The organism is Streptosporangium amethystogenes (assembly GCF_000721075.1).
GTDB lineage: Bacteria > Actinomycetota > Actinomycetes > Streptosporangiales > Streptosporangiaceae > Streptosporangium > Streptosporangium amethystogenes.
This window is the reverse complement of sequence record NZ_JOEQ01000013.1, coordinates 1-24,989: the sequence shown is the minus strand read 5'-3', so window position 1 is coordinate 24,989 and position 24,989 is coordinate 1. Positions and strand designations below refer to the sequence as shown.

The 24,989-nt window shown below is 70.2% G+C and carries 18 protein-coding genes and 1 pseudogene; 11 read left to right on the top strand and 8 right to left on the bottom strand.

Translation table 11 applies throughout. From position 1 onward, the window contains the following. Positions 1 to 19 precede the first annotated feature (19 nt). Both IG98_RS0120155 and IG98_RS0120150 read left to right on the top strand, forming a co-directional pair. Positions 20 to 439, top strand: coding sequence for a YciI family protein (locus tag IG98_RS0120155; protein ID WP_030914046.1), 420 nt, complete (start codon positions 20 to 22; stop codon positions 437 to 439). Positions 440 to 454: 15 nt separating this feature from the next. Beyond that, positions 455 to 1,783: an RNA polymerase sigma factor gene (locus tag IG98_RS0120150; RefSeq protein WP_051752516.1), complete on the top strand. Its 1,329-nt coding sequence runs from the start codon at positions 455 to 457 to the stop codon at positions 1,781 to 1,783. Positions 1,784 to 1,847: 64 nt separating this feature from the next. On the opposite strand, the gene IG98_RS0120145 is transcribed toward IG98_RS0120150, so the two are convergent. Further along, positions 1,848 to 2,219 carry a VOC family protein gene (locus IG98_RS0120145; protein ID WP_030914042.1) on the bottom strand — a complete coding sequence of 124 codons (372 nt, stop codon included), beginning with the start codon at positions 2,217 to 2,219 and terminating at the stop codon, positions 1,848 to 1,850. Positions 2,220 to 2,303: 84 nt separating this feature from the next. Between IG98_RS0120145 and IG98_RS0120140 the strand changes: the two genes are divergently transcribed. Then, complete coding sequence (locus IG98_RS0120140) at positions 2,304 to 2,765, top strand: MarR family winged helix-turn-helix transcriptional regulator (protein ID WP_030914039.1); 462 nt, start codon at positions 2,304 to 2,306, stop codon at positions 2,763 to 2,765. Positions 2,766 to 3,043: 278 nt separating this feature from the next. Here the strand turns inward: IG98_RS0120140 and IG98_RS53405 are convergent. Beyond that, a pseudogene (locus IG98_RS53405) lies at positions 3,044 to 3,460 on the bottom strand (DUF6010 family protein). 426 nt (positions 3,461 to 3,886) lie between these two features. On the opposite strand from IG98_RS53405, the gene IG98_RS0120130 reads away from it, so the two are divergent. Both IG98_RS0120130 and IG98_RS0120125 read left to right on the top strand, forming a co-directional pair. After that, on the top strand, positions 3,887 to 4,204 hold the full coding sequence (locus IG98_RS0120130; protein ID WP_245651637.1) for a helix-turn-helix domain-containing protein: 318 nt from the start codon (positions 3,887 to 3,889) through the stop codon (positions 4,202 to 4,204). Positions 4,205 to 4,725: 521 nt separating this feature from the next. Then, entirely contained in the window at positions 4,726 to 5,931 is a 1,206-nt protein-coding gene (locus IG98_RS0120125; RefSeq protein ID WP_030914033.1) for a Cmx/CmrA family chloramphenicol efflux MFS transporter, read from the top strand. A 187-nt stretch (positions 5,932 to 6,118) separates the two neighbouring features. Here the strand turns inward: IG98_RS0120125 and IG98_RS0120120 are convergent, their stop codons facing one another. Then, positions 6,119 to 11,584: an ATP-binding protein gene (locus IG98_RS0120120; protein ID WP_030914030.1), complete on the bottom strand. Its 5,466-nt coding sequence runs from the start codon at positions 11,582 to 11,584 to the stop codon at positions 6,119 to 6,121. A 393-nt stretch (positions 11,585 to 11,977) separates the two neighbouring features. On the opposite strand from IG98_RS0120120, the gene IG98_RS0120115 reads away from it, so the two are divergent. Next, positions 11,978 to 13,141, top strand: a complete 1,164-nt coding sequence (locus IG98_RS0120115; RefSeq protein ID WP_084195517.1) for a PucR family transcriptional regulator — start codon at positions 11,978 to 11,980, stop codon at positions 13,139 to 13,141. Here the strand turns inward: IG98_RS0120115 and IG98_RS0120110 are convergent. From IG98_RS0120110 to IG98_RS0120100, 3 genes are read right to left on the bottom strand one after another with little or no spacing between them, the layout of a single operon-like run. Beyond that, positions 13,128 to 13,973: an SGNH/GDSL hydrolase family protein gene (locus IG98_RS0120110; RefSeq protein WP_030914025.1), complete on the bottom strand. Its 846-nt coding sequence runs from the start codon at positions 13,971 to 13,973 to the stop codon at positions 13,128 to 13,130. The two genes, IG98_RS0120115 and IG98_RS0120110, sit on opposite strands and share 14 nt — an antisense overlap. Then, positions 13,970 to 14,281: a hypothetical protein gene (locus IG98_RS52585; protein ID WP_030914022.1), complete on the bottom strand. Its 312-nt coding sequence runs from the start codon at positions 14,279 to 14,281 to the stop codon at positions 13,970 to 13,972. The genes IG98_RS0120110 and IG98_RS52585 overlap by 4 nt, the downstream gene beginning before the upstream one ends. Positions 14,282 to 14,298: 17 nt before the next feature. Next, positions 14,299 to 15,417, bottom strand: coding sequence for an alkaline phosphatase PhoX (locus tag IG98_RS0120100; protein WP_030914019.1), 1,119 nt, complete (start codon positions 15,415 to 15,417; stop codon positions 14,299 to 14,301). A gap of 511 nt (positions 15,418 to 15,928) precedes the next feature. On the opposite strand from IG98_RS0120100, the gene IG98_RS0120090 reads away from it, so the two are divergent. Further along, positions 15,929 to 17,218, top strand: a complete 1,290-nt coding sequence (locus IG98_RS0120090) for an MFS transporter (protein ID WP_030914016.1) — start codon at positions 15,929 to 15,931, stop codon at positions 17,216 to 17,218. Continuing rightward, the gene (locus tag IG98_RS0120085) at positions 17,215 to 18,954 is read left to right on the top strand and encodes a glycoside hydrolase family 2 protein (protein ID WP_030914014.1); all 1,740 of its coding nucleotides are present in this window, start codon (positions 17,215 to 17,217) and stop codon (positions 18,952 to 18,954) included. The genes IG98_RS0120090 and IG98_RS0120085 overlap by 4 nt, the downstream gene beginning before the upstream one ends. Before the next feature lie 87 nt (positions 18,955 to 19,041). Here IG98_RS0120085 and IG98_RS0120080 read toward each other — a convergent pair whose 3' ends face one another. Then, positions 19,042 to 20,025 (bottom strand): DUF2804 domain-containing protein, encoded by a 984-nt coding sequence (locus tag IG98_RS0120080; RefSeq protein ID WP_030914011.1) that lies wholly within the window; start codon positions 20,023 to 20,025, stop codon positions 19,042 to 19,044. Between the two features lie 248 nt (positions 20,026 to 20,273). Between IG98_RS0120080 and IG98_RS47090 the strand changes: the two genes are divergently transcribed. After that, entirely contained in the window at positions 20,274 to 20,975 is a 702-nt protein-coding gene (locus tag IG98_RS47090) for an ankyrin repeat domain-containing protein (protein ID WP_169750154.1), read from the top strand. A gap of 242 nt (positions 20,976 to 21,217) precedes the next feature. Here the strand turns inward: IG98_RS47090 and IG98_RS0120060 are convergent, their stop codons facing one another. After that, positions 21,218 to 23,608 (bottom strand): ATP-binding cassette domain-containing protein, encoded by a 2,391-nt coding sequence (locus IG98_RS0120060; protein WP_030914009.1) that lies wholly within the window; start codon positions 23,606 to 23,608, stop codon positions 21,218 to 21,220. A gap of 447 nt (positions 23,609 to 24,055) precedes the next feature. Between IG98_RS0120060 and IG98_RS0120050 the strand changes: the two genes are divergently transcribed. Together IG98_RS0120050 and IG98_RS0120045 are read left to right on the top strand one after the other, a co-directional pair. After that, complete coding sequence (locus tag IG98_RS0120050) at positions 24,056 to 24,466, top strand: helix-turn-helix domain-containing protein (RefSeq protein WP_030914005.1); 411 nt, start codon at positions 24,056 to 24,058, stop codon at positions 24,464 to 24,466. 158 nt (positions 24,467 to 24,624) lie between these two features. Then, positions 24,625 to 24,903 (top strand): hypothetical protein, encoded by a 279-nt coding sequence (locus IG98_RS0120045; protein WP_030914002.1) that lies wholly within the window; start codon positions 24,625 to 24,627, stop codon positions 24,901 to 24,903. Positions 24,904 to 24,989 lie beyond the last annotated feature (86 nt).

Below are 24,989 nucleotides of genomic sequence, written 5' to 3'. Positions count from 1 at the left end.
ACCCCAGGGAGACAGAAGAATGAAGTACATGCTGATCATGCGCGCCACCGACGAGGCCTTCGCGGGGATGGCGGACATCGACTTCGGCAAGATGCTCGAGATCATCGGCAGGTACAACGACGAGATGATCCGGGCCGGTGTGCTGGTCGCCGCGGAGGGACTCGACGCCGCCGCCGAGGGTGTGGTCGTCGACTACTCCGCCGAGCCGCCCGTGGTCACCGACGGCCCGTACGGCGAGACCAAGGAGTTGTTCGGCGGGTTCTACATCCTCAACGTGGCGTCGAAGGAGGAGGCCGTCGAGTGGGCCAGGCGGTCGCCGATGACCGGCCCGGGCTTCAAGACCGAGATCCGCCGGATCACCACGATCGACGAGTTCCCGCAGGACAACGAGTGGGTCCAGAAGGAGCGGGCGTGGCGTGAGGCCACCGGCCAGCTCTGAGCGGATCGACAGGAGATGGCCGATCCCACCGGCCGTGAGGCCGTCGCCGCCGTCTGGCGGATCGAGTCCGCCCGGATCGTCGGTGCGCTCGCGCGCTACACCGGCGACTTCGCGCTGGCCGAGGACCTCGCCCAGGAGGCGCTGGCCGAGGCACTCGTGACCTGGCCGCGGGCCGGCGTACCCCGCAACCCCGCGGGGTGGCTGCTCACCGTCGGGCGGCGCCGCGCGATCGACGCGTTCCGCCGGCGCTCCGCTCTTGACGAGAGGTACGCCGCCCTCGCCCGCGACCTGGGCGAGGGTGACGTGGTCTCAGGGAGCGTACCCGCCGATCCGGTCCGGGAGGCCGAGGACGTGCTGTGGGATCCGGAGCAGATCGATGACGACGTGCTCGCGTTGATGTTCATCTCCTGCCACCCCGTGCTGTCGCGGGAGGCGAGGGTGGCGCTCACCCTGCGGGTGGTCGGCGGCCTGACGAGCGACGAGATCGCCAAGGCGTTTCTCGTTCCGGCCGCCACCGTGCAGGCCCGGATCACCCGGGCGAAGAAGACCCTCGGGGCGGCCCGGGTGCCGTTTGAGGTGCCGGCGGCCGAGGAGCGGGCCGAGCGGCTCGGCTCGGTGCTCAGCGTGGTCTACCTGATCTTCACCGAAGGGTCCTCGGCCAGCTCCGGTGACAGTCTGATCCGACTCGACCTGGCGAGCGAGGCACAGCGTCTCGCGCGGGTGCTGAGCCGTCTGGTGCCGGAGGAGCCCGAGGTCCACGGCCTGTTGGCGCTGCTTGAGCTGACCGCGGCGCGCTTCCCCTCCCGCACCGGGCCGGACGGCGAGCCGGTGCTGCTGGAGCACCAGGACCGCCGTCGCTGGGACCGCGCCGCGATCCGCCGGGGACGAGCCGCCCTGGCCCGCGCGGCGCGGGTCGGCCGGGGCCTGGGCGCCTACGGCCTGCAGGCGGCGATCGCCGAATGCCATGCCGTCGCTCCGTCGGTCGACGCGACGAACTGGGAGCGCGTCGTGCTCATCTACGAGGCGCTCGGCAGGCTCGCGCCGTCACCGGTGGTCGACCTCAACCGGGCGGTGGCGGTCTCCATGGCCCGGGGACCGGCCGCGGCGCTGCCGATCGTGGACGAGCTGGTGGCCGCCGAGGCACTGTCGAACTCGCACCTGCTGCCGAGCGTTCGCGGGGAACTGCTCACCCGTCTGGGCCGCACCGGCGAGGCGCGCACCGAACTGGAGCTCGCCATACGGCTGTGCGGCAACGAGCGCGAGCGGGCGGTGCTGGAGCGTAAACTCGCCGACCTCGGCCGACCGGCCAGGAAGCCCTTCCAGGGCGGACCTACGTATCCGTGAATTCGTGGCGCATCCGCCGCGAGCGAGAAGGGGCCGGATGGGGTGACGGCGACGGCGGTCAGGGTCAGCCTCCGTGCGCGGTGAGGATGTAGCCCTCGGGGCCGGTGAAGGTGAACGTGCGGCCGAAGGGACTGTCCTTGGGCGGGCTGATGATGGGCACCCCGGCAGCGGCGAGCCGGTCGTGCAACTCCTGGGCGTCCGTGGTACGGAACCACAGGGCCACCCCGAGACCGGGCCGCGTGACGTTGTCGAGATCCACGCCCGGCAGCGGCTCGCGGACGGCGAACGGGATCGGTGCGGTGGTGAACACCACCGCACCGGGAGGCGAGGCCGGTGCCCGCCGCAGTCCGAGGTGCTTTTCGCAGAAGGCGGCCGCTGCCTCGACATCGCGTACCTGCAGAGCGATGAAGTCAGGGCCGTCGACGGTGGCGGTCATGGGTCCTCCCGGAATTCCTTGATGTCAGGACTTTGACATAAGCGGAATGTACTCGCGGCGGCCCACCTATGTCAAAATACTGACATGGAAGACCGGAAGCCCGTGGACCCGCCCCACCCCGCTCGGGACGTCACCGAACACGTGGGATACCGCCTCAAACGCACCGCCGCGGCGCTGCGCGGCGCTATGGACAAAGCGCTGCGCGAGCACGGGCTGACGGTGCCGCAGTACGCATGCCTCGAACTCCTCGACCAGCAGCCCGGCCTGTCCAACGCCGAGCTCGCCCGCGGCGCATTCGTCACGCGGCAATCCATGAACGTCGTCCTTCGCGGCCTTCAGGACGCAGGCCTGATCTTCCGGCCTGCCAGCGCCGACCACGGCCGAGCCCTTCCCGCGCACCTCACCGCAGAGGGCCGCAGTCGTCTCGACGCGGCCCGGTCCGTCGTCTATGCCATCGAACGGCACATGGTCGACACGGTCCCGCAGCGACGCCTGGCCGCCCTTCTCGCCGACCTCGACCGTATGGCGGCAGCCCTTGGCGGTTGACCCGCTGAGCCGCCGCAGCCGGCCGCGCGCTCGGGCGCCTGGCCGACCCTCTGGAGCTGCACGTACGGTGATTCACATCAATGGCCGTTTATGTGAAAGCCGACAGTAGCCATGACGACTCTCAGCCGCCGGGCGGCCGGGACATCTTCGGAGAAGGCAGCCCTCTCGGAGATGGCGGCGATGCTCGGCCGGACGGCCGAGCCGGCATCCGAACGGCTCGGAGTCCTCGATGGGTTGATCGTGGCCGGTATTCCGGCTGGGCCCGGAGCTGAGCCGGTTCACTCTCCGGCGGGGCCGATCGGTGTCGCGGGCTTGCGGGCCAGGCGGGCACGTGCCCAATCGAAGACCGATGGCCCACCCGCGAAGCACCACAGCGCCACAACCGGGTCGCAGACGGCGCAGCCGAAGGAGGAATGCTCGGCGAAGGGGAGGATGGGGTTCCCCTAGAGGTGGTGCAGGACGTCCCAGGCGGTGTGGAGCAGCCAGCCGATACCGATCCAGGTCCAGCTGCTGAGCCCTCGGTAGGCGACATAGGTCATGACGATCGGCAGGACGAACTCCCAGTATCCGAGTCCGCCTCCGCTGAGGTAGGCGGCGCCCGCACCGCCGACCAACACGGCGTTGACCTGGCGTCGATGCGGCTCGGGGATCAGGGATATGAGGGAAACGCAGTTCAGTCCGATGACGATCGGCATGACGATGGACATGGAGTGTGACAATCCGTTCCGAGGTAGGGGTGTTTCGGTTGACGCGGCCCAGCCTGGCCCGCTCCGCCACCTTGTCGGGGCGCCACGGGGCCGGCAGTCCGCCGATCCCCGGCAGCCGGGCCAGGGCGGCGGCCATGAGGGTGCGCTGCGGATCGCGGGCGGTGCCTTCGGCTCTCAGGGCATCCCCGCGGCGTGCGGCACCTCGATGGCATCTAAATGTGCATGCATCAGCACCGCTCCTTCTTCGCCCGCCCGGATCTCGCAGCGCAAGGCTAGAGCGGCCGTCCTCGGCTCCCCAGGGGCTGAATCGACAATCTCCAACGGGTTCTCGCCATCTGGCCCTGGCTGCGAAGACGGTCGCCTCAGACGCTTCACCTGCCTGTTCGTGGCCGGCGGGGTTCGCTGCTGGAGCCGGTGCTGTCGTGGATCGAGGACAACCTCGCCCAGGAGGTGACGTTGGCGGAGATGGCCATGCGCGGTGGGATGAGCGAGAGGACCTTCAGCCGCCGCTTCCGTGAGCAGACCGGCACCACCCCGCTGCAGTGGCTGCTGCGAGCACGCGTACGGCGTGCGCAGTTCCTGCTGGAGACCACCGGCCACGGCGTCGAGCGCATCGCCGCGCAGGCCGGTTTCGGCTCGGCCATCGCGTTCCGGGAGCGGTTCAAGCGCGTCGTCGGCGTCACGCCGCAGTCCTACCGCTCCTCCTTCCGGACGAACGCCTCTGAGCCGTGAACGGGCTTTCGGGGCCGGACCGGCCGGGTCCGTGACGGGCGTGCCCGCGTACTCGACGCACGACTCCTGCTGCACACAGCCCCGGCAAGACACCGGCGCCCGGCCCGCCGACTCCGATCGGTGGCACACCATCCCCGCCCGGCAGCCGTCGGTACGTAGCACGGGGCCTCAGGAGTTCAAGACCTTTCGCTATCATGTGGCCATGTCCAGTCCTGAGGCGTCAAGACGCTAGCCACCGGTCCTTCGGTGGCTTCTTGTGGTGTCACGCGGCAGCGCCATCGCTGAGGCCGCGTGTTTTTCGTCACCCTCGCCGCCGGATCACCGTCGTACGGACTGAGTCTTCCCGGTAGTTCCGTCACCTTCGTCGTACCGCTGGTGGCGCCAGGCCGGGTCTCCCTCACACAGTAGGCCCCCGTGTGCCCCAGCTGAACGCACGCTTCGTGCGGCCGGTTCGGGAGTGCCGCGGTGGTGTCCCGTGTCCTTCGTGATCCCTTTCGACGTGGCTGTGGAGTTCTCTGCTCATGCCCTTTGCCATTTACATCCTTGGACTGGCGGTATTCGCCCAGGGAACCTCTGAATTCATGTTGTCCGGGTTGGTTCCGGACATCGCCGACGAACTGAATGTGTCCGTATCGGCCGCCGGCGCGCTGACGTCGGCCTTCGCCGCAGGAATGATCGTCGGCGCCCCGCTGATGGCGGTCCTCAGTCTGCGCTGGCCGCGTCGGCGGGCGCTGCTCGTCTTCCTGGTCGCGTTCATGCTCGTGCATGTCGTCGGCGCGGTCGCCACCACCTTCTCTGTGCTCCTGGTGACCCGGGTCCTCGGGGCGCTGGCCAACGCCGGCTTCCTGGCTGTGGGGCTCGCGGCGGCGACCGGTATGGTCGCGCCGAACGCCAAGGGGCGGGCGACCTCCATTCTGCTGGGGGGCATCACGCTCGCGTGCGTCGCCGGTGTGCCCGCCGGTGCCGTGCTCGGTCAGGCGCTCGGCTGGCGCGCGGCGTTCTGGGCCGTTGCCCTGATCTCCCTGCCGGCCGTCTTCGCCGTGCTGCGCTCGGTGCCCGACACGGTTCAGGCGACCGGCGACCCGGACGAGGCCCGTCCCCGTGCTCGGCGCGAACTGCGGGCACTGCGCGGCCCGCGGCTGCTGGTCGTGCTGCTGCTGGCCGCGCTGGTGAACGCCGCCACCTTCTGCACCTTCACCTATCTGACCCCGCTGGTCATCAACGTCAGCGGACTCTCCGAGCGCTGGGTGCCGGCGATGCTGGCGCTGTTCGGTCTCGGATCGTTCGCCGGTGTGACCATCGGCGGTCGCCTGTCGGACACGCGGCCGATGCGGGTCCTGATCCCGGGCGGGATCGCCTTGCTCGCCGGATGGGGGATCTTCACCGCCGCAGCCGGTAGCCCGGCCGCCGCCTTCCTGCTCGTCTTCGTCCAGGGGGCCCTCTCGTTCGCCGTCGGTTCGACCTTGATCGCTCAGGTGCTGTACGCGGCGACGCAGGCCCCCTCACTCGGCGGCTCTTTCGCGACCGCGGCCCTCAACGTGGGGGCGGCCGTCGGACCCGCCATCGGCGGCCTCACCATCGCCGCCGGACTCGGCTACCGCTCGCCGCTGTGGGTCAGTGCCCTGATGGTGGCGGCGGCGCTCGTCACAGCGGGTCTCGCCCAGGTGATACAGCGCCTGCGGAGCACGCCGCGTGAGGAGACACCGCCGTTCCGCACGACGGTGTGACCACACCACTCGGCGCGCGTCCTCGGCGGTGACGCCGGCGAGGGCGGCGAGTGCGTCGGCGGGATGGGGACCCGCGCCGTGTTGGTCGATCACGGCGCGGGTCGCCTGGAAGACGTCGAGGTCGTGGGTCCACAGCGCAGGCCGGTTCGGAATGCCGCGGCGAGGTCCTCAACCTGGCGCCTCACGGTCAGCGCAGGCGGGACTCGATGGCCTCGATGATCCGTGGGCGCAGTTCCGCGGCGCGGATGACGGCGTCGACGGAGCCGACCTCGACCGCGCGCTGGATGTTGTGCACGCGGTCGAACTCCGTGGCCACCTCACCGAGCTTCTCCGCGCGGACCGACGAGCGGAGCTCGTCGAGCTCCGCGGTCAACGCGGCGCGGTCGGCGCCGGAGGCGGCCGTGACGCGGGCCTCCAGGTCCCGTACGCGCGGGTCGGCCGCGGTGCGGGCGTTGACGTCACCGGAGAACACCACCGCGGCGGCGGGGGCGCCGCCGAGCACCGAGGCGAACGAGCCTTCCAGCGCGAGCACGGTCATGTTCGGGTTCAGCGCCTTCGAGAACACCACGAACGCGCCGCCGTGGTACCGCGAGATCACGCAGAACACGATGGGTCCGCGGAAGTTCACGATCGCGCGGCCGATCTCGGCGCCGTACTCCAGCTGCAGCTTCCGCATCGACTCCGGCGAGCCGTCGAAGCCCGACAGGTTGGCCAGCACCACCAGCGGCCGGTTGCCGCTGGCCGCGTTGATCGCCCGCGCGGCCTTCTTCGACGACTGGGGGAACAGCGTACCCGCGGTGTAGGTGTCCGGGCCGTCGGTGGGCGGGAAGCCGCGCCGGGGTACCGCCCGTGACTCGATGCCGAGCAGGCAGACCGGCATGCCGCCGAGATGCACGTCCTGCACCGCCGCGGTCTCCGCGTCGGCCATGCCCGCCCAGCGTTCCAGCACCGGGTGGTCCTGGTCGGAGAGCGCCCGCATCACGGTCCGGATGTCGAACGGCTTCTTGCGGTCCGGGTTGGCCTCGGCGGAGAAGATCTCGCCGACGGTGGTGAAGTCGCTGTCGACCAGGACATGGGGGAAGTCGGAGATGTCGCGGTCGATGGGGTCGGTCGTCTCCGCCCGCCGCGGCGTCTTTTCACCGGGTGCGACGTAGGTGTGGTCGTAGTGCGACATCAGCACGTCCCGCGCGGCGGTCAGGTTCGGCGCCCAGTAGTGCGCCTGCCCGTTCGGGCCCATCACCCGGTCGTAGCCGCCGATGCCGAAGTTGTCCTCGGCCGACACGCCACCGGAGAAGTCGAGCGACTGCTTGCCGGTGAGCACCATCGCCGAGTCCGGCGTCATCACCAGGATGCCCTTGGTGTGCATGAGCATCGTCGCCTCGGCGTTCCAGTACGGCTGCGCGCCGACGTTGATGCCCGCGACCACGATGTTGATCTCCCCGCCGTCCTGGGTGAACTCGACGATCCGCTTGAGCGCCGCGGCCACCCAGTCCATGTTCTCCGTGCCCGACTCCATGGAGATCCGGGCGCCGGAGGACAGCGCGTACCACTCCAGCGGCACCCGCATCCGCTCGGCCAGGTCCAGCGCGGCGACCACGCGGCGGCACTCCGGCTCTGACAGCGCGCCGAGCGACTTGGTCGGGTCGCCGAGCAGCGCGACCCTGGTGAGGCCCTGCGGGTGCCTGCGGGTCGGCATGGTGACCACGCCCGCGACGATCGCCGCGGTGTTGTACCCCTTCGGCCGGTCGACCGGCACCAGCGCATGGTCGTCGCCGAGGTCGTACTCGACGAAGTCGCCGAGCAGGCCGGTCAGCTCGTACGGGTACACCGTGTTGCGGCTGCTCGCGCGCAGCACCTTCTGCCGGTAGTCGTCGAGCGGCTCGATCAGCTCGTCCGACGGCTCGCCGACGGTCAGCTCGGCGCCGCCGGTGGCGTCGAAGGAGATCCGCACGGCGATCTTGGCCAGCTCGCCGGTCTTCCGGTCGCGCTGCCGCGCGATGAACAGGATCTCCTCCAGTCCGGCACCCGCGGTCGTCGGCAGCACACGCCCGGCGATCATCTCCAGCTCCGCGCGGGTGAGCTCGCTCGGCGGCCAGATGTAGACCACGATCCGGTTGGTGTTGAAGCGTTTCTTCGACGGTCGCCGTGACCGCGCGCGGCGGATCGAGTCGAGGCAGGTGGCGACGGTGTCCTCGGCCGTGGGCAGCGCGACCAGCCTGCCGTCGTGCTCGCGCAGCTCGGTCAGGTCACGCACCTGGGCGAACGCGACGAGGCGGTCGTCCGACGGGTTCTCCCGCGCCACGCACTGGAAGAGGTAGACCTCCTCGTCCGACGACGACAGCCGGGTGAGGTCGAACTTGCTCAGCCGCTCCAGCTGCATCCGCTGCGCGATGTACGGGTGCAGGCCGCGGATCAGCCGCTCCTCGGCCATCCCGGTGGTCGACGGGCGGAACGTGAAGTGATGGTGCATCACCGCGCCGCCGCTGCCCGCGACGGTGGTGGTGAGCCTGCGGACCTGGTCCGGCAGCGGGTGCGCGCTGACGACCTCGTGCAGCGCGGCGGCCATCGCCTCGGAGTCCTCCGGCTGGTTCTCCCAGGCGAGATAGATGTCGGCGTCGATGGCGTTCTCGTCGCTCGCCAGCTCCGCGAGCCCGCGCAGCGCACCGCCCAGCGCTTCGAAGCTCACCGCGGAGGAGACCACGCACGAGCCCGCGCGCTCGGCGACCACGAACGTGCAGCCCGCGACCTCGCTGGTGCGGACGCCGGTGAGATCCTTGTTGCCGTAGTACCGTCGGGTCAGCACTTCCAGCATGATCGCGTTGTCCAGGTCGTCGCGGACAAGCCGCTGGCCGAGCAGCCGCACCAGCGGCTCGGTGCTGCGCACCATCTCGGCGATGCGCGTCGCGCGGTCCGGTGCGTCCGGGTACGCGTCCAGGTGGCGCAGGTGCCTGCGGACGCTCGCATAGACATGGGCGCGGTTGCGGCGCAGCAGCGGCTGGGCGAACCAGGCGAACACCACGCCGCGCGCGAGGTCGGAGACCACGGGGAAGCGGACCTGTGTCGCGGCGACCAGCCGCTCCAGCGCGAGACCGGCGGGCTCGCGCAGCGTCTCGTCCGGCGGCGGCTCCCGCAGCCACGCGCGCAGCAGCGTCGCGACGACCGTGGCGTCGGCGGACACGCGCTGCTGGGCGAGGAATATCCGGAACACCGCGGCCTCGAGCTCGGGGGAGCGCTCCAGCTCGGTGACACCGTAGTGTCCGAGCGCCTTGGCGAGCTTGGCCTGGAACGCCTCCGGCAGCCTGGCCCGCTCGACGTCGAGGCTCTGCAGGTAGGTGTGGAAGTACTCGCGGGCGCTGTACACGTGGCCGTCACCGCCGCCGTCCTCGCCCGCCGGCCGGTTACGGCTCAGCTCGGCGAGGTCGGCGAACACCTCGATGAGTTCGAGTTCCTCGGCCAGCGGCCGGTGACCGCCCTCCGTGGCCGCCCGGCGCGCGGCGAGGTAGTCGTCGAGCACCCGGCGTTCGTCGTGCGGGTCGAGGTCGAAGCCCAGCAGCAGGCTGCGCAGGTCCTCCTGGCCGCGCGTGGTGCGCTCCCACACGGGGATCTTCCCCGGCGTGGCGGGCAGGTCCAGCTCGACGGACTCGGTGGCCGAGGTGTCCTCGGCTTCGGCGTCGCCGTCGGCGAGCGGCTCCAGCCACAGTAGGGGTGCGCCGGTCTCCACCTGGCTGCCCACGGACACGACGCATTCCTTCAGCCGCGCCTTGAACGGCGCCCGCAGCACCGTCTCCATCTTCATGCTCTCCAGCACCAGTACCGGCGCGCCCGCCTCGACCTCGGCGCCGACCTTCAGCGGCGTGGCGACGACCAGCGCGGGCGCGGGCGAGCGGACGACGCCGCCCTCGTCGCGGCTGACCCGGTGCGTCACGCCGTCCACCTCGACCAGGTGGATCGGCCCGTGCGTGTCGGTGAGCAGGCGGTACCGGGTGCCGTTGACCACGATCCGCCCGGTGTGCCGGTCGAAGCGGTCGAGCTCGACGTCGGCGGTGCGGACGTCGCCACCCGCTTCGACGCCGACGCGGAACCGATGCGCGCCGACCCGCGCGACGCGCACGCGGTAGCCGACGCCACGAAGTTTGAGATCCAGTGGCCGGCCGCTCTCGTGCTGCACCTGCGGGCGTCCGCCGAACGCCGTCGACAGCAGCCGCTGCCGCTCGACGCGTTCCTCCTCCTCGTACGCCTCGATGGCGGCGGCCGCCAGTGCTACGGCGGAGTGCCGGTGCGAGACGAGCCTGCCCTCGCCGCGGACGCGGTCGATCCAGCCGGTGTCCGCGCTGGCGTCGATCACCTCGGGCTGGTCGAGCAGGTCGAGCACGAAGCTCTTGTTCGTCGCGCCGCCCTCGATGATCACCGTGGTCTGCGCCATCGCCCGGCGCAGCCTGCCGAGCGCCTCGTCGCGATCGCGGCCGTAGGCGATGATCTTCGCGATCATCGAGTCGAAGTCGGCGGGAATGATGTCGCCCTCGCTGACGCCGGTGTCCACCCGGATGCCCGGCCCGGCGGGCAGGTCCAGCCGCGCGATGCGGCCCGGGGAGGGGGCGAAGTCGCGGTCGGGGTCTTCGGCGTTCAGCCGGGCCTCGACGGCGTGCCCGCGCTCCACCGGCGGCTCGCCTTCGAGCCTGCCGCCGGATGCCACCCACAGTTGCGCCTTGACCAGGTCGAACCCGGTGGTGGACTCGGTGATCGGATGCTCGACCTGCAGGCGGGTGTTGACCTCCAGGAACGCGAACATCTTGTCGCCGGGGTGGTAGAGGAACTCGACGGTCGCCGCGCCGCGGTAACCGACCGCGACGGCCAGCCGTTCGGCCGACGCCTTGAGCTCGGCTGTCTGCACAGGGCTGAGCACCGGCGACGCCGACTCCTCGATGACCTTCTGGTTGCGCCGCTGCACCGAGCAGTCGCGGACGCCGAGCGCCCACGCGGTGCCCTCGCCGTCAGCGATCACCTGGACCTCGACGTGCCGGGCACCGGTGACCAGGCGCTCCAGGAACACGATGCCGCTGCCGAACGCCCGCGCGGCCTCCTGGCTGGTGCGCTCGTAGGCGTCGGCGAGCTCGGCCTCGTTCGTGATCACACGGATGCCGCGCCCGCCGCCGCCCGCGGTCGCCTTCAGCATCAGCGGATAACCGATCTCGGCCGCCGCCGCCAGGGCGGCGTCCAGGGTCTCGACCGCACCGCGACTCCACGGCGCGACCGGCACGCCGACCTCCTCGGCGATCAGCTTCGCGCCGATCTTGTCGCCGAGCTTGCGCATGGCCTCCGCGCTCGGTCCGACGAAGGTGACTCCGACCTTCTCGCACAGCTCCGCGAACGCCGGGTCCTCCGCGACGAAGCCCCAGCCCACCCATGCGGCGTCGGCCCCGGTCTCCACCAACGCGCGCTCCAGCACCTTCAGGTCGAGGTACGGGCGCGCGGACGCGGGACCGAGATCGTAGGACAGGTCCGCTTCGCGGACGAAGGTGGCCGTGCGGTCGACGTCGGTGTGCAGGGCGACGGTCTCGACCCGTGTCCCGCTCTCCGCGGCGATGTCCCGTACGGCGTGGATGAGCCGCATGGCGGCCTCACCACGATTGACGATGGCGACACGACTGAACACCCGACCGAGCCCTCCTGTAGATCAACGATGTGCGCGCCGCGACACGGCGGCCCTCCCGCAGTGTCCACCCTTCCGTCTACCGACCGGCAATGCCATGTCGCAGACAGCGCACACTACGCGGCTCCAGTTGTGGAAAACGACCAAAAGCCGTCGGCCGCTCACGCCTGACCAAGGCATGTGCGAACGGAGTAACGGCGCGCTTTGCCGAATTCCGACTGTGACACGAAGCGGGCTCGATGTGGATACCAGTACATGCCGGTTGAGCAGCGAGTCATTCTTCCACCCCGGCTCGGATCTGTCTTCTCCCGGGCGCACCCGCTCGGTGCCAGGGCCGAGAAGTTGACAACCTGGTGTGAGATAGTGTCAAACGTGCTCATCCTGGCTGGATGTCCCGTGCACGAATTGCTGGAACGCCAGGCGACCAGCCTGGCCAGGCAACTCGTGCACGTCTTCGTGGAAGAGATCCCCATCTACCGGAGGCTGCCCAGGGAGGAACTCGACGGTGACATCACCAGGATCACCGAGCACAACCTGCGGATGATCTGCGAGATGTTCCGCCACAGGCGCCCGCCCGCCTCCGCCGAACTGGCCCCGCTACGTGCCTCCGCCGCGCGCCGCGCCCAGGAACGGGTACCGCTTGAGGCTTTGCTGGCCGCCTACCACCTGGGTACCCGCTGGATCTGGGACCGCCTGATCGCCACCGCCACGCCGGCCGACTTCGCCGCGGTGATCGACCTGAACCGCCTCGTCCTCATCTACACCGAGGCGGTGACCTCCGCGGTGTGCGCCGCCTACCTGCAGGAGCGCGAGGGCATGCTCTGCAGGGAGCAGCACACCATGCACGCCGCGGTCTCCGCGTTGCTCGGCGGCGATCACACGGCCCTGGCCGCGATACGGCTGGCACCCGGCTACCTGGTCATGGCGATCACGGTGGGGGAGCACCCCGATGAGAAACAGGACGAGCCCGGCAGGTCAATCGCCGGGCGGCGCAAGCTGGCCAGGATCAGGGCCGCCGTGCAGCGTCACGCCACCGAGCAGGTTCTGTCCGTGCTCGATGCGACGGGCGGGCTCGTGCTGCTCCCGTACGGCGGTGAGGTGCCGATCGTGACCGAGGTCGTCGAGGCGATGTCCAGGGCGGCGGGGGTGCCGATCTGGGCGGCGGCCGAGCAGGCGACGCCCGCCGAGGTCCCGGCCGCCGCGGGAGTGGCTGAGGAGGTGCTGGAGGTGGCGCGGATCTTCGGGCACCCGCCGGGCGCCTACCGGCTGGCCGACGTACTGCTGGAGTACCAGCTCACCCGGCCGAGCCGGGCCACCTCCAGGCTCGCGGGTCTGCTCGACCCGCTGCTGAACAACCCCGACCTGCTGCGGACGCTCAAGGTATATCTGGAGACCGGGCTCGACCGCCGCCGCACGGCCGAGCTGTTGCACGTGCACCCGAACACCGTCGACTACCGGTTGCGGCGGGCGGTGAGCCTGACCGGGCTCGACCCGGCCAAGCCGGCGCAGCTCCAGCAGATCGGAGCCGCGCTGGCGGCCAGGAGGCTCACGCCCCGTTGACGGCGGCGATCACCGCGTCCGCGAAGCCGCGCATGCCACGCGCGTTGGGGTGGAAAGGCGCGGCCGGCGAGGCGGGGACGTAGGGCTCGATCCACCGCGTTCCTGCCGAGGTGCACGGGTCGTGGCCCTTACTCGGCGTCTGCAGGTCGATGAAGGCGACACCCGCTGCCGCCGCCTGCTCTGCCACCGCCTGGTTGAAGTACTGCAGGGTGGCGCGGACGTAGTTGGCGTCCTGCTTGATGATCGGTACCCGGGGGTAACAGCCGTTGGGCGGGGCGTAGGTCCCATAGCCCACCACGAAGATCCTGGCCTGCGGTGAGCGGGCCCGGATGTCGGAGACCAAAGTGGTCAGCTTCGGCCGCAACGCATCGGTCTTGACCCGCCAGGTGTCCTGCCCGTTCTCGATGTAGTCGTCGTTGCAGGCGTCGCCGACGGGCGGCGGCAGCAGGTTCAGGCAGTCCTCGATGAACCCGGTCAGGCCCACGTCGTTGGCACCGATCTGCACGGTGACCAGCGTGGTGTCCCCGCTGAGCGCGTCCAGTTGCGGCGGCACCGAGCCGAGGTCGGTGCCCTGCGCGGTGTACATGTCCTTGGTCTTGGCACCCGAGCAGGTGACGTCGCGGAACGTGGCGGCTCCGATGGCCTGCGCGGTGAGGTGGGCGTAGTTATGGTCGGAGCGCCAGCACCCGAGATCGGGTACCACCTGGTTGGGTACCAACGGCCCTGAGGCGGCCGAGTCCCCCAGGGCCACGTACACCTCACCGGCCGAGGCATGGGCGGCGGGGGTGACGGCGGCCACCAGGACGATCGCGGCGATCACTGATCGGATCATGCTGAACTCCTTTCGAGGGGCATCGGCTCTGTCGTGCGAGACCTGAGCAGGAATCCGGCTCCTGCCGCGGTGAAGAACATCAGCACCCCGTACGCGGCGGCAGGGATGGCCATCTGGGGGCTGTTCAGCAGGGAGAGTGCCGCCGCGATCGGCGGCGTGGCGTTGTGGATCCCGATCTCCATGCCGACGGCGACCGGGATCAGCACGACCGCCGTCACACGGCGGAAGTCGGAGATCGTCGGGCTCAGCCCGAGGCCGAACGTGATGATCGCCAACGCGACGGGCGGGAGGGTTCCGGCAAGAGCCATGGGGGGCTCCTTGAGGATCAGCGGCGGAAGGGGCCGGTGATCTCGTAGGTGATGCCGCCCGTTCCCGCCCGTTCGCCGCTGGTGCCGCGTTGGGAGGAGAAGTACAGGCGGGTGCCGTCGGGGGAGAAGGCGGGGCCGGTGATCTCGGACCCGCCCTGGCCGTCGAGCCGTATGATCGGCGCGACCACCCGGTCCGGGGTGATGATGTTGATCTCCATGTTGCCGCCGTCCTCGGCGACGTAGAGGTCACCGCCCCGAGTGCCGGTGATGTTGTCGATGCCGGTGAGCGTGCCGGTGCTGTCATAGATCGCGGTTATCGTCTGGCGGCCGGTGTCGTAGGCCCACACCGTGCGGTCGCCCTTGGCGGTGAAGTAGCAGGTGCCGTCCGCGTAGTGGCAGCCCTCGCCGCCGTCGAAGTGCCTGGCGGCGCCCACCTGATGCCTGGTCTGCCGCTGCAGGACACCGGGGGTCGGATCGGGCACCGGCCGCCAGAGGTCGTCGGTGCAGAAGACCTCGAGACGACCGCTGGACAGCTCGCCCCAGGCGTCGGGAACGAAGCGGTAGAAGCAGCCGTCATCCTCGTCCTCGGTCAGGTAGACGACCCGGTGATCGGGGTCGCAGGCGGCGGCCTCGTGTTTGAACCTGCCCATCGCCGGGCGCTGCTGGGCGCCGCGCACGCCGTAAGGGTCGGTCTCGTAGACCTTGCCACGGAAGATCTCCTCGCAGGACAGCCAGGTGTTCCAGGGCGTGCTCCCGCCCGCGCAGTTGAGATTGGTGCCCGACAGGATCCGGTAGGCCCGCTCGATCGAACCGTCGGCCCTGAACTTGATCGCCGAAGCGCCCCCGACCAGCGGAACCTCCGAGTTGGACACGTAGATCCAGCCGGTGCCGTCGGCGAAGCAGGCGCCGCCGTCCGGGGCCGGATGCCAGAGGGTGCCGCCGACGGAGTGGCCCGACCTGGCCACCACCCTGCTGCCGAACCCGGCCGGCAGCGCGACGCCGTTGCCGTCGGGCTCACCGAGCGGACCGTACGGGCTCTCGCCCGCGACCACCGAGGAGGCGAGCGCGGCGTTCTGCCACAGGGTGCCGGACAGGGCGACGGCCGAGAGGGACACGATGAAGGTGCGACGCTGCATGGGGGGCTCCGATGATCGCCTACAGGTCTCCTCCAAACCATGGGCTGGCAGCGCTCTTCTGGGAATTGGAGGGGGCGGTAAACCTGAGCGGTCAAATCTGTGACACGTCACAGTCGTACGAGCGCACGGATCGGGCTCTGAGCCTGGTCACCGACGGTGCGCGACTCTGGTGGGCCGCCACGCCGAACTCGCCGTCCTGACCTGTTGTGACCGTACGTCGGAGATCGCCAGGCCGGTGTCGCAGGGGTTCGAGCCAGCTCCCGGTCAGGTCGTTGGTGATCTCGGTGGTGAACCGAAGTGCGGGCCGGTGAACTCGGCGGCCGTCGCGCGCATCACGAGCTTCGGATCGGCCTCGATGTGGCCGGTTCCGGGTGGCGCCACACCCTGCTCTTCTGAGGCCCTGCCACGCCCTTTGCCGGCCTTCCTGTGCGCAAGGCGGGATCGTTTTCGCGGCATCAATGGACACGGAATCTGCCCCAAATTGCGACAAAACTCCCTGTAGTCTCTCGCCGTGACCACAAAGATCGCTGCCAGGCTGGGCAGACGTTCGTGGGCGGCTCTGATCGTGCTCGGCTTCGCCGGGCAGGTGGCATGGACCGTCGAGAACATGTACCTGAATGTGTTCCTCTACGACACCGTCAGCGACGACCCCGGCGCCATCGCCACCATGGTCGCCGCCAGCGCGGCGACCGCGACGGTGGCCACCCTGCTGGTCGGCGCGCTCTCCGACCGGGCGGGGCACCGCCGCTCCTTCATCGCCGCCGGATACGTGCTGTGGGGACTGGCCACGGCGGCCTTCGGCTTCGTCACCGTCGACGCGGTCGCTGCCGTCGCCCCGGCGGCCGGAGCCGTCACGGCCACGGTGGTCGCGGTCATCGCGCTGGACTGCGTGATGTCGTTCCTCGGCGCCGGGGCGAACGACGCGGCCTTCCAGGCGTGGGTGACCGACGTGACCCGCCCGGCGAACCGGGGCCGGGTGGAGTCGGTGCTGGCGATCATGCCGCTGGTGTCGATGCTGGCCGTCTTCGGCGGGTTCGACTCGCTGACCCGCGCGGGGGAGTGGCGGCTGTTCTTCGTGCTCATCGGGGCGATCATCGTCGTGGTCGGAGCCGTCTCCTGGCTGCTCGTGCGCGACCGCCCGGACCCGGTGCGTCAGGAGGGCGCCTACCTGGCCTCACTCGTGCACGGGTTGCGGCCGAGCGCGATCCGGGCCAACCCCGCCCTCTACCTGGCCCTGGCCGCGTGGACGATCTGGGGGATCTCCACCCAGGTCTTCCTGCCCTACCTGATCATCTACCTGCAGCGATACCTGAACATCGAGGGGTACGCGATCGTCCTGGCCGTGGTGCTGACCGGCTCCTCGGTGATCAGCGTCGCCTGCGGGCCGCTCATCGACCGGGTGGGCAAGGTGCGCTTCCTGCCGACCGCGATCGCCGTGTACGGCACGGGCCTGCTGCTGATGTCCGTCGCGACCGGGATGATCCCGGTGATCGCCGCCGGGCTCGTCATGATGTCCGGGTTCATGCTGGTGCTCGCGCCCATCGCGGCGATCGTCCGCGACCACTCACCGCCGGACCGCGCCGGTCACGTCCAGGGCCTGCGGATGGTCTTCGCGATTCTCATCCCCATGATCGTCGGCCCCTTCCTGGGCGCCGCCGTGATCGAAGGGGCCGACGCCTACTACGAGGAGCTCGGGGTGCTCAAACAAGTCCCCTCACCGGCCATCTTCCTGGCCGCCACGGCCGTGGTGGCGTTCGTGGCCGTACCGGTGTGGGCACTGCGCCGCAGGGGGACCGCATGACCCTGCTGACCCGCTGGGGCGCGGCCCTCGACCCCGAGGCCGTGCTGCCGGAGTACCCCAGGCCACAGCTCGTCCGCGACAGCTACCTCAACCTCAACGGCCGCTGGCGGTACGCCGTCTCCCCGGTCGAGCCCGAGGCCCCCGACGGCTACGACGGCGACATCGTCGTGCCGTTCTCCCCCGAGGCTCCGCTGTCCGGCGTCGGGCGGCAGCTCCTGCCCGGGCAGACGCTGTGGTACCGGCGCACGCTCACCCTGCCCGACCACTTCGCCGTCCCGGGCGGGCGGGTGCTGCTGCACTTCGGCGCGGTCGACCAGACCTGCCGGGTTCTGCTCAACGGGGTCGAGGTGGGCACGCACACCGGCGGCTACCTGCCGTTCGCCTGCGACATCACCGACGCCCTGCGCGAGGGACCCAACACGCTGGTCGTGGCCGTGCGGGACGACTCCGACACCGGGCACCACTCGCGCGGCAAGCAGAAGCTGCGCCGGGGCGGCATCTGGTACACCGCCCAGTCGGGCATCTGGCAGACCGTGTGGGCCGAGTGCGTGCCCGCCGTACACGTGGAGCGGCTCACGCTCGTCCCGCACCTGGACGCCTCGTGCGTCGAGGTGACGGTGCACGCCGCCTCGGGACGGGCCGCCGTCGAGATCCTCGCCGACGGCGAGACGGTCGCTTCCGTCGAGGCGGACGCGGGCGTGCCGGTGCGGATCCCGATCCCGGACGTCCGCCCGTGGAGTCCCGAGGATCCGTACCTGTACGACGTGTCGGTGCGTCTGGGGGCCGACAGCGTACGCGGTTACGTCGGCATGCGCTCCTTCGGCGTCGGGCGCGACGCGGACGGCGTGCCCAGGCTGCTGCTCAACGGACGCCCCTACTTCCACGTCGGAGTCCTGGACCAGGGCTACTGGCCCGACGGCCTGTACACGCCGCCCTCCGACGAGGCCATGGTCTGCGACATCGAGACCATGAAGCGGCTCGGCTTCAACATGCTGCGTAAGCACATCAAGATCGAGCCGATGCGCTGGTACCACCACTGCGACCGGCTCGGCATGCTCGTCTGGCAGGACATGGTGAACGGCGGCGGCCGCTATCACCCACTGGTGATCACCGCGCCGGTGCTGACACCGCTGCGCCTCGACGACCGTCGCCACCGATGGTTCGGGCGCGGCGACGCCGAGGGCCGCGAGCGGTTCGCAGCCGAGCTGCGGGAGACCGTCGAACTGCTGCGCAACGTGGTGGGCCTGGCCGTGTGGGTGCCGTTCAACGAGGGCTGGGGCCAGTTCGACGCGGCGGGCGCCGCCAGGGAACTCGCCGAGCTCGACCCCACCCGGACGGTCGACCACGCGAGCGGGTGGCACGACCAGGGCGCGGGCGACCTGCGGAGCCTGCACGTGTACTTCCGCCGTTTTCGCCCGCCCGCCGGGCGCGACGGGCGGGCGTTGGTGCTGTCGGAGTACGGCGGCTACTCGCTGCGCGTCGAGGGCCACACCTTCAACGACCGCGAGTTCGGCTACCGCAGATGCCGTACGGCGGCGCAGTTCGGTGGCGCGTTCGCCCGGCTGCACTACCGGCAGATCGTGCCCGCCGTGCCGCGCGGCCTGAGCGCGACCGTCTACACCCAGCTCTCCGACGTCGAGGACGAGCTTAACGGCCTGCTCACCTACGACCGCGAGGTGCTCAAACTCCCCGCCGAACTGGTGCGGACCGTCAACGGGCGGCTCCGGCTGGGCTGAACCCCGCCGGAGCCGGACGGCCGTCCCGTCCGGTCCCATCGGGCGGAAGCCGTCGGCACCGGGCGGGCGGCATGGCCGGGCCGGTCCTCACCAGCGCTGGCGGGCCTCCTCGGCCCAACCGACCAGGCCGTCGAGGTCGACCCATTCGCCCTCGTCGGTCCGGGCGCGACCGGAGAAGTGACCGAAGCACTGGTGGGTCTCGCTGCCCACCACACCCAGCTCGGTGCGCGAGATCTTCTCGTGGAATGGGTGGAAGACCACCTCCACCCCGGGACCGGTCATCCGCCAGGGCCGCATCCAGTCGCGCCGGTCGTACACCCAGGCCAGCTCGTCGCCGATCTTGTGCATCCGCCCGCCGACGAACAGCGCGTTCTCCGTCGAGTGGGTGCCGTCGGTCCACTTGCCGCCGAGCTGGATCGCCCGCCCCGGCGCGCTGCCCGCCGCCCAGTTCCAGGTGATCGAGTACGGCCAGCGGCCCCGTCCGTGGTCGAGCACCGCGAAGGAGGTCGACTCGTCGAGGACGTGCCGGGTCTCCCCGACGGTCAGTGTGCCGCGCACCGGCCTGCCGACGTCCTTGACCGTGTACTGGAACCTCCGGGCGCTCCACGGGACGACCACGCCGAGCGACTCGTGTCCCTCCGGCAGTGGCACCTCCACGTCGAGCCGCACCCCGGGCACGACGGCCCGCAGCGAGGTGCCCTCGGGGCGCTGGTCGATGTCGATGCGCAGGCCCGGGCCCCGTACCGACGCCGGGCCCGCTCCGCTGCGGTCCGGCAGCACCGTGCCCCGCGCCAGCGGCACGACCACGTCCTTGGTGATCTCCGCGCCGGTCGCGCGGTCGAGCACGTAGACGCCGTGCACGCCCGCGTAGTCGAGCGACGAGGCCACCAGTCCGACGATGTGGTCGGGGGTGACGATGCCCCAGTACTCCCAGCGTTTGGTCCTGCCCCAGCCGCGCAGGTTCGCGCGGTGCAGCGGGTGCCTGCTCCAGCCGACCGCGTCGGGGTTGAGGCGCCCGTCGGGCAGGCATAGATCGACGGGGGAGGTGATCTCCCGCTCGTGGGTCGGCATAGCCAGAGGGTAGTGGCGCACGGCCGGGATTCCCACCCCGGGGTGAACGTATGCCGCTTCGGAGCGGGGACGCGAGACACGCGGCACGCCTTGCCAACCGGGCTGCTGATGTGCCGCCGGGCGGCACGGGCCGGGACCGGCCGGGACGTCGAGATGTGGCTGAGGATCCTGTACGACGGCGGCCCGCGCAACAAGGTGCGAGCCCCGGTGAACTCTGGAAGATCACCGGGGCCGGTCGGCTGGCTGTCATGGATCCACGGGACAGCCCCTATCGTGAGGCCATGGGCGGCGACATCGACTTCAACGCCATCGCGCGGCTGGTCCGCCTCGGAGACCTTCCGGCCCTCGCTGAGATCGCCGAAGCGGGATGGGACATCGACCAGCACGACTACTGGACCGGGACGACCCCTCTCCTGGTCGCCTGCGAGTCCGGGCAGGTCGAGGCTGCGCGTCTGCTCCTGGCACACGGCGCCGACCCCAACCGGATCCACAACGACGGCTGGAACTGCTACGACAGTGCGGCCCTGCCCGCCATCCGGGAACTTCTCGTCGCCCATGGATTCGACCTCCAGTTCTACCAGCCGTCATGGGCGCGGGGCCTGCAATGCCTGCGCGTGTTGTCCTCCGCACGGCCGGTACACGAGAACTGGGCGGCCTCCATCGTGGCCACCGAGCCCGTCCTTGAGTATCGTGCCCTCCCGTTCCCGCCGCTGTCGGGCAGTGTGAGCGTGAGTGTCACGGACGCGGCGGGCATACGGTCGTTCACCATTGACGGCCCAGGCCACCACGTCGCCCACCTCCCTGCCACCGCCGAGCCCGCCACAACCACGATCAACATCGCACTGGAGGGGATGCGGGGCGAGTTCCGGGCGCGGATCTTCTGCGAAGCCGTCATCCGCAGCAACGACGGCCCGCGCGACTTCTGGATTCCGGACTGGGCGGTGTCCTAGAGCCTGTACGGATTCGGAGCGTGCTCCCCTCCGCTCACCTCTGAGGGGGCTGACTCCCGCTACGGTCAGGCGAGTAGTCGGTCTGCCTCGGCGGCGAGGTCCGGGTGGTGTTCCGTGGCCAGGGCGATGCCGGTGACCAGGGTGAGCAGGTTGGCGATGGTCACGCTCGGCATCCGGCAACGTCCAATGCTCGACAAGCCCATCCAGATCAGGTGATCGGGCCATGGCCGTCGCGGCCCCGGTCAGGTGCCGATGTAGGCCGCGAGGTGTTCGCCGGTGAGGGTGGAACGGGCGGCGACGAGGTCGGCGGGCGTGCCCTCGAAGACGATCCGGCCGCCGTCGTGGCCCGCGCCGGGACCGAGATCGATGATCCAGTCGGCGTGCGCCATGACCGCCTGGTGGTGCTCGATGACGATCACCGACTTGCCGGAGTCGACGAGCCGGTCGAGCAGGCCCAGCAACTGCTCGACGTCGGCGAGGTGCAGGCCGCTGGTCGGCTCGTCGAGGACGTAGAGACCGCCCTTGTCGGCCATGTGGGTGGCCAGCTTGAGCCGCTGCCGCTCGCCGCCGGACAGTGTGGTGAGCGGCTGGCCGAGGCTGAGGTAGCCGAGCCCGACATCGGCGAGCCGGTCGAGGATGGCGTGCGCGGCCGGCGTGCGCGCCTGGCCGGTGCCGAAGAACTCCCCGGCCTCGGTCACCGACATCGCGAGTACCTCGCTGATGTCGCGGCCGCCGAGATGGTGGCCCAGCACCGATGCCTGAAACCGCTTGCCCTCGCACTCCTCGCAGGTGGTGGCGACGCCGGCCATCATCGCCAGGTCGGTGTAGATGACACCGGCGCCGTTGCAGTTGGGGCAGGCACCCTCGGAGTTGGCGCTGAACAGCGCCGGCTTCACGCCGTTGGCCTTCGCGAACGCCTTGCGGATCGGGTCGAGCAGTCCGGTGTAGGTCGCCGGGCTGCTCCGCCGCGAGCCGCGGATCGCGCCCTGGTCGACCGAGACGACACCCGCACCGGCGGGGATCGATCCGTGGATCAGCGAGCTTTTGCCGGAGCCGGCGACGCCGGTGACGACACACAGGACGCCGAGCGGGATGTCGACGTCGACGTCGCGCAGGTTGTGGCGGGTGGCGCCGCGGATCTCCAGCGTGCCGGTGGGGGTACGCACCGTCTTCTTGAGGGCGGCCCGGTCCTCGAGATGACGGCCGGTGAGGGTGGCGCCGGCTCGAAGCCCCTCGACGGTGCCCTCGAAGCAGACGGTGCCGCCCGCCGTACCGGCGCCGGGGCCGAGGTCGATGACATGGTCGGCGATCATGATCGTCTCCGGCTTGTGCTCCACGACGAGCACCGTGTTGCCCTTGTCCCGCAGTCGCAGCAGCAGGCCGTTCATCCGCTGGATGTCATGGGGGTGCAGGCCGATGGTGGGCTCGTCGAAGACGTAGGTGACGTCGGTGAGCGAGGAGCCGAGGTGGCGGATCATCTTGACGCGCTGTGCCTCGCCGCCCGACAGCGTGCCCGACGGCCGCTCGAGTGACAGGTAGCCCAGCCCGATCTCCACGAACGAGTCGAGGGACTGCCGCAGCGCGGCGAGCAGCGGCGCCACCGACGGCTCGTCGAGGCCGCGGACCCATTCGGCAAGGTCGTTGATCTGCATCGCGCAGGCGTCGGCGATGCTGATCCCTTTGATCTTGGAGGATCGGGCCACCTCGCTGAGCCGGGTACCGCCGCACTCGGGACAGGTGGTGAACGTCACCGCCCGCTCCACAAAGGCCCGAATGTGCGACTGCAGCGCCTCCTTCTCCTTGGACAGCATCGACTTCTGGATCTTGGGGACCAGGCCCTCGTACGTCAGGTTGATGCCGTCGACCTTGATCTTGGTCGGCTCCCTGTAGAGCAGGTCGTGAAGCTCGGCCTTGGTGTACTTGCGGATCGGCTTGTCGGGGTCGAAGAAGCCGCAGCCGCTGAAGATCCGGCCGTACCAGCCGTCCATGCTGTAGCCGGGGATCGTGAGCGCACCCTCGTTGAGCGACTTGGAGTCGTCGTAGAGCTGGGACAGGTCGATGTCGGTGACCCGGCCCATGCCCTCGCAGCACGGGCACATGCCGCCGGTGATGCTGAAGTCGCGCCGCTCCTTCACGCTCTTCCCGCCGCGCTCGAACGAGACCGCACCCGTTCCGCTGATGGAGGCGACGTTGAAGGAGAAGGCCTGGGGCGAGCCGATATGCGGCCGGCCGAGCCGGCTGAAGAGGATGCGCAGCATCGCGTTGGCGTCGGTGACGGTGCCGACCGTGGAGCGGGGGTTGGCCCCCATTCGCTCCTGGTCGACGAGGATCGCGGTCGTCAGCCCTTCGAGGACGTCGACCTCGGGCCGCGCCAGCGTCGGCATGAAGCCCTGTACGAAGGCGCTGTAGGTCTCGTTGATCAGCCGCTGCGACTCCGCGGCGATCGTGCCGAACACCAGCGAGCTCTTGCCCGAGCCGGAGACGCCGGTGAACACCGTCAGCCGGCGCTTCGGGATCTCGACGCTGACGTCCTTGAGGTTGTTCACGCGCGCGCCGTGCACGCGGAGCAGATCGTGGCTGTCGGCAGCGGGTAGCGCAGGCGACTGCGTGTCCGTCCGGGGGGCCGTGCTCATCGTGTCTCCATCTGTTAGGCGAGGCCGTCTTCACGGTTTTCACCGGCGTGGCCTCGCTCGATCTAACCAGCTTCGAGCAGTAGGTCTGGTTTCTCCTTCACCGGCGCGGTCACGGCAACAGCCCACCTGGTCGGCACTGTCGGCCGGGGGCGGACATCGATGCCGTAGGTGAGCCGATGCCCGGTGTCGCGACGACGCCGGGCGGGGGAGCGGGGGCGGCACTCATCGGTCGTGAAGCAGTTCGGGGACGTTGCCGTCAGGGTCGGCGGCCACCAGGCGGCTGCCGGTCGGCGTCGTGCTCGGGCTCCCTCGCGATGCCGTCTGTGCAGGTCATGGTTGCGATCGCCGGACGGCTCAGCGTAGTTCCTGGATGCGGGCCCCGAAGCCGAGGGTGTCGAGGTAGAAGGCCAGGGCGGCCTCCGGGTCGTCGTGCGGGAGGAAGCCCGTGTGAATGATGATGTCCATGGCGGTCACGCTAGGTGCGGCTCGGGGGCCGGCGCTTCTCGATTCCTGATCGGTCTGGCCACCTGTTTCGCCACGCAGGACGGTATCCCCGCCGTCGCGTGCGCCGCCCTCCGCTTCACCGGCCCGCGCGAACCTGTCATCCGTTACGCCGACCTGGGCGCGCTGGCGCTCCTGGCCGAGGTATCTCAGGACGCCTCGCGCGACAACGTCGACGTGGCCGGGATCGCCCGAATGGCCGACAGCCCGGAAGGTCCGGAGACTCTGGACGCCTACGGTGTTACCGGCTCCCTGCGCCGCGCCGCCGACCTTCTCCACCTGCACCACAGCGGCGTCGCCCGTCGCATCGAACAGATCGGCAAGACCCTGGACGTCGAACTTTCCGAGCCCACCTGACCGACACGGGCCAGGCTCGCCCTCAGCGCATGGCGGCTACTGGGCCACTGGGGAGGATCCGCCTCGTCCCGTTCGTCTCCGCTGAGTTGCCCACTCGGCCAGAACGGAACAGTGGCGATGAGCGGTTCCGGCGACATCGAAGCTCAAGTCGCCGTCAGGTGGCCGCCGACCGGGCCCTCCCCGATGCGCTGCGCGGCCACTTCGCCTTCACCGTCACCCTACTGCGGCCCGTCAGTGAGCCCCTGCCCAGCCTCGTCCTGCCGAGCATCGAGGAAACCTGCGCGTTCTTCGCCGACGCCGAGGCCGACCTGTCCGCGCTCGTACGGCACCGGGATCGCCGCTTCGACGATGGTGGCACGGGTGCGGATCGTCGAGCCTTTGGCAACTGGTGCACAAGCGATGGTACTGATCGGTTCGATCTGCTGCTAGTGCCGTGACCGCATTGGTTCGCCGGGTTTGTCAGGCTGCGGCCTTGAGAGGGCGTCCGCCCCAGCGGATGCCCTTCTCGCCGCGGATGCGTACG

Bases quoted from the DNA above. Each gene is read 5' to 3' on its own strand.
- IG98_RS0120110 (WP_030914025.1), bottom strand. From the start codon at position 13,973: ATGATCCGATCAGTGATCGCCGCGATCGTCCTGGTGGCCGCCGTCACC.
- IG98_RS0120125 (WP_030914033.1), top strand. From the start codon at position 4,726: ATGCCCTTTGCCATTTACATCCTTGGACTGGCGGTATTCGCCCAGGGA.
- IG98_RS0120140 (WP_030914039.1), top strand. From the start codon at position 2,304: ATGGAAGACCGGAAGCCCGTGGACCCGCCCCACCCCGCTCGGGACGTC.
- IG98_RS0120145 (WP_030914042.1), bottom strand. From the start codon at position 2,219: ATGACCGCCACCGTCGACGGCCCTGACTTCATCGCTCTGCAGGTACGC.
- IG98_RS47090 (WP_169750154.1), top strand. From the start codon at position 20,274: ATGGATCCACGGGACAGCCCCTATCGTGAGGCCATGGGCGGCGACATC.
- IG98_RS0120060 (WP_030914009.1), bottom strand. From the start codon at position 23,608: ATGAGCACGGCCCCCCGGACGGACACGCAGTCGCCTGCGCTACCCGCT.
- IG98_RS52585 (WP_030914022.1), bottom strand. From the start codon at position 14,281: ATGGCTCTTGCCGGAACCCTCCCGCCCGTCGCGTTGGCGATCATCACG.
- IG98_RS0120080 (WP_030914011.1), bottom strand. From the start codon at position 20,025: ATGCCGACCCACGAGCGGGAGATCACCTCCCCCGTCGATCTATGCCTG.
- IG98_RS0120150 (WP_051752516.1), top strand. From the start codon at position 455: ATGGCCGATCCCACCGGCCGTGAGGCCGTCGCCGCCGTCTGGCGGATC.
- IG98_RS0120100 (WP_030914019.1), bottom strand. From the start codon at position 15,417: ATGCAGCGTCGCACCTTCATCGTGTCCCTCTCGGCCGTCGCCCTGTCC.
- IG98_RS0120155 (WP_030914046.1), top strand. From the start codon at position 20: ATGAAGTACATGCTGATCATGCGCGCCACCGACGAGGCCTTCGCGGGG.
- IG98_RS0120085 (WP_030914014.1), top strand. From the start codon at position 17,215: ATGACCCTGCTGACCCGCTGGGGCGCGGCCCTCGACCCCGAGGCCGTG.